Annotated in this window: 3 protein-coding genes; 2 read left to right on the top strand and 1 reads right to left on the bottom strand. The window is 54.5% G+C overall.

Going from position 1 to position 4,230, the window contains the following annotated elements; translation table 11 throughout:
• The coding region (locus AC1D35_RS35310) for a DUF6119 family protein (RefSeq protein WP_477942578.1) at positions 1 to 1,318 on the bottom strand (1,318 nt) is incomplete at its 3' end.
• 100 nt (positions 1,319 to 1,418) lie between these two features.
• Here AC1D35_RS35310 and AC1D35_RS35305 point away from each other — a divergent pair.
• Together AC1D35_RS35305 and AC1D35_RS35300 are read left to right on the top strand one after the other, a co-directional pair.
• Positions 1,419 to 3,857, top strand: a complete 2,439-nt coding sequence (locus tag AC1D35_RS35305) for a type I restriction-modification system subunit M (protein ID WP_477942576.1) — start codon at positions 1,419 to 1,421, stop codon at positions 3,855 to 3,857.
• Positions 3,854 to 4,230 (top strand): restriction endonuclease subunit S (locus AC1D35_RS35300; protein WP_477942574.1); only part of this gene is annotated, 377 nt, incomplete at its 3' end. The genes AC1D35_RS35305 and AC1D35_RS35300, both read left to right, overlap by 4 nt.

The following is a 4,230-nucleotide window of genomic DNA, read 5'->3' as shown; positions in this document are numbered from 1 at the left end:
TCTTCGGACTTTGATCGTCGATAAACATAAGCGCTGTCGGGATCTTTCGAACATCCAGCTGCTGCATATTGCGCATGAGGCTGATTTTTGAGAACAACGGCAGATTGTCCGATTTGTCGTCCTTATTCTTGTGTGTAACGATTCCGAAGACGACTTTGAAGTCGAAGGTATCGAGAGGCGTCAAAAGAACCGCTGGATCGTTTCCGTTCAGTTTCTCGGTCACCAAATCCTTCATTTTCTGGCGCGATGCCGGCTCCAATTGAATGAGGTCGGCAGAATTGACACCTTGATTGAACAGATGGCTGAGGTGGGAGGAGCGTGTCGAAATCTTGAGGTGATAAAAGATCGCACGGTGACCGCACATTACACTGGGGTCGACGATAGCGGTGTAGATATCGCATGGTTCTATTTGAGTGCTGCCCGCCGGGCTTATGTCTGTCTGATCCAGACATATGAATCCGTTGTTCCAACCTGGAATGGCTGAATTGTAGCCCTCCTCGCTGTATACGGTTTTGCCATCTTTGATAGCATCGTGGTCATAAGGCGGTAGATCGGCATCGACGCACTTTGCATCCAGGTAATTTTTCAACCGCTCGATATAGCTTTGTTCGACGCGATACCACTTGCCTTCGCATAAGTGATAAACAAGGCCTTCTCCTGCGATTTCTCCGTCGTAAATTAGGCTTCGATAGACGCTGTAGCTCCTACCGGGCGCGCCATCGACGTCTGTCAGCATCATGCGAAACGCCTTGAAATTCTCAGCGGTCATTCCAGCAAGATCGTAGTCGGGTCCGAGAAAATCGTAGAATTCCTCAAGCGATATGTCGGGATACACGTTACTGGCTCGTCCATCGCCTTGGAAAAGGCAGCATGTGTTATCGCGATAGTCAACGATATCGGGGATCGTAAGTGTTGCTTTGCCATCTTGCGCCTTCAATGAGGATAGCAACAGTTCGTCAAGTTCGGTTACCTTGGACGGATCATTGACAGGGGATATATTCTGAATATTCGGAAATGAGACTTTATAGCCCTCGGATTCGTAGAGGCTCAGCAAAGTTCCGCATATGCCTGGCAGCTCGTCCGGTTCTAGATCCAGACCGACTTTCAGCGACGTCGAACCGGTCGCGTTCCTGAAGAGCTCATCATACTCTTCCTTCACCTTGCCCGTCAGACTTTTAATAATCTCGCTGTTGCCGTCGAAGTCGAGATAAGTCAACTCAGTGGAAACTGGCACTTGAGTGCGTTTGCGCCGCGCTACACCGGGCGCAACCATGTCAGCGCTCTTAAGCTCATTGGGATCGACACTGTTCAGCGTCACACGCAGGCCTCACCTCTAGCACCGTCGCTCGCTTTTTGATCCATATGCCCACGAAAAATAGAGGGCTAGCTGCGTCGGCATCCCTCGGCATGAGGACAGCATGGCAATCAAGAAAAGCGACATCTATCGATCTCTTTGGGACAGCTGCGATCAACTGCGTGGCGGTATGGATGCATCGCTCTACAAGGATTACATCCTCACCCTTCTCTTCGTAAAATACGTATCGGATCGTGCCAGCCAGGCAGATGCGCTGATTGAGGTTCCTAAAGGTTGCTCGTTCGAAGATCTAAGGAAGCTACGCGGTAAGAAGGACATCGGGGAAGGTATCGACAAAGCCATTGCCGGCATTGCTGAGGCCAATGATCTGAAGAATGTCATCGACCGCGCATATTTCAATGACGCCGAGAAATTCGGCCGCGGCGAAAAGATGATCAAAACGCTGACCGCCCTCATCAATATTTTCAGCCGGGAGGAGCTAAACTTCAGCCGCAATCGGGCGGATGGGGACGACATCCTGGGGGACGCTTACGAATATCTGATGCGGAACTTCGCCACCGAATCCGGAAAGAGCAAAGGGCAGTTTTATACGCCAGCCGAAGTTTCGCGTGTCGTCGCAGCGGTTGCCGGAATCAACCGAGCGAATAGCCCGCGACAGACCGTCTATGATCCAACGTGTGGATCGGGCTCCCTGCTTTTGAAAGCAGCAGACGCGGCAAATGTCGAGCTCACCATTTACGGGCAAGAGTTCGACATCACCACTCGCGGCCTCGCAAAGATGAACATGATCATGCACGGACGCGAGGATGCCGAGATCGCACAGGGCGATGTCATTGCTGATCCCCAATTCAGGGCATCAGAGACGGCGATCCAGGCTTTCGACTTCGTCGTCGCGAATCCTCCATTCTCCACCAAAGCTTGGGGTTCCGGCCTTACCGCAAACAACCGATTTGGTCGCTTTGACATCGGCATGCCACCTGAAAAGAATGGCGATTTTGCATTCTTGCTGCATATCCTTGCCTCGATGAAGGCCACGGGCTCAGGCGCCGTCATACTTCCGCATGGCGTCCTATTCCGCGGTAACAAAGAGGCCGAACTTMGGGAGAAGATCCTGAAACGTGGCTATGTCAAAGCCATCATAGGCCTGCCAGCCAACCTGTTTTACGGCACTGGCATTCCGGCCTCGATCATCGTGCTGGATAAATCCGGCGCGTGCGATCGGCGCCCTGTCTTCATGATCGACGCCTCGCGTGGGTTTATCAAGGACGGCAACAAAAATCGGCTTCGGGAACGCGACATTCACAAGATCATCGACGCCTACGCCCGACAGCTTGAGATCAAAGGCTACTCGAGCCTCGTCTCCTATTCCGATATCACCCGCAGCGATTTCAACCTGAACATCCCACGCTATATTGATGGGGCGGATCCCGAAGATCTGCAGGACATCGAAGCGCATCTGAAAGGCGGCGTTCCGGATCGTGATATCGACCTGCTTGACGATTTCTGGAAGATCATGCCTGGCGTGCGCAGCGCGCTGTTTGGTCCGAACCCACGCCCTGGATATTCCGACCCACTGGTCGAGCCCGAGGACGTTCGCGCCACTATCCGCAAACATCCGGAGTTTTCTGCTTTCCGCGACCGTGTTCATACAATCCATGATGGCTGGGCTGACGCAAACGCGGCGGTGCTGGATGGGATTCAGCCTGGCGACAATCCCAAGACGCTGATCCACACCATTGCGGAGGATATGCTGGGCCGCTTCATCGATGCGCCCTTGATCGACCAGTATGAGGCGTATCAGCGCCTTATGACCTATTGGTCCACGGTGATGCAGGATGACGTGTTCATAATCGCTCACGATGGCTGGGCTGCGGCCAAGGAGCTGCGCGAGGCACGGAAGGAAGTCGACAAGGACAACAAGGTCAGGTGGTTGGAAGATGCCGACCTGACGGTGAACAAGGTGCGCCTTGTGGCCGACGTCATCAAACCCGGGCTGATCGTCGCACGCTTCTTCCCCGAGATGCAGACGGCGCTGGACGACGCGCAAGCAAAAGCCGAGGAACTCGCCCGCGAGATCGAAGAACTGGTCGAAGAGCACGGGTCCGAGGGCGCGGTGTTGGCCGACGCACTGACCGAGACAGGCAAACTGACTGCGGCTTCCGTCAAGGTGCGCACCAAATCAGGTGAGGCCGAGCCGGAGGAGATGAAGCTTCTGAAGCAGGCAGCGAAATTGATGGACGCTGAAACAGCAGCGAAGAGGGCGGTGAAGGAGGCCGAGGACGCGCTGACCCAGGCGATTTTGAAGAAATACCCTGCGCTGAAGGACGACGAAATCCGCTCGCTGGTCGTGGATGACAAGTGGCTAACCGACATTGCCGAGCTAATCGAGGCCGAGATCGAAGCCCGCACCGAGCAGCTGACCGCTCGGGTGCGGGTGCTGACAGAGCGATATGGACATACATTGCTAGAGATTTCCACGCGAATGGTGGAACTCGAAGCGAAAGTCTCAGAACATCTCATCGCCCTCGGGGTCTCAGCATGATCCCTGTTTCAGATCTCACATCCCGGTGGCATATCGGGCGCATTCATCCGACGCCGGATGCCGAACCGGAAGGTTGGGCATTGGAGAGGTTGTGCGACATCGCAAGACTTGAAAGCGGTCACACCCCAAGTCGGAACCGTCCTGACTATTGGGATGGAGGAATTCCGTGGCTCTCACTCCATGACTCGAAAACGATCGAGGGCAAGGTGCTTCAAAACACCAAGATGACCGTGTCCGCGCTCGGTCTTGCGAACTCCTCTGCTCGATTGCTGCCAGAGGGCACGGTTGCGCTTTCACGGACGGCGACGATTGGCAAGGTCGCGCTTTTAGGTCGGGAGATGGCAACCAGCCAAGACTTCGCCTGCTACATCTG

The organism is Rhizobium sp. P1_E6, from assembly GCF_056405875.1.
The sequence above is the reverse complement of the archived record's forward strand: the minus strand, read 5'-3'. Positions and strand labels throughout refer to the sequence as shown.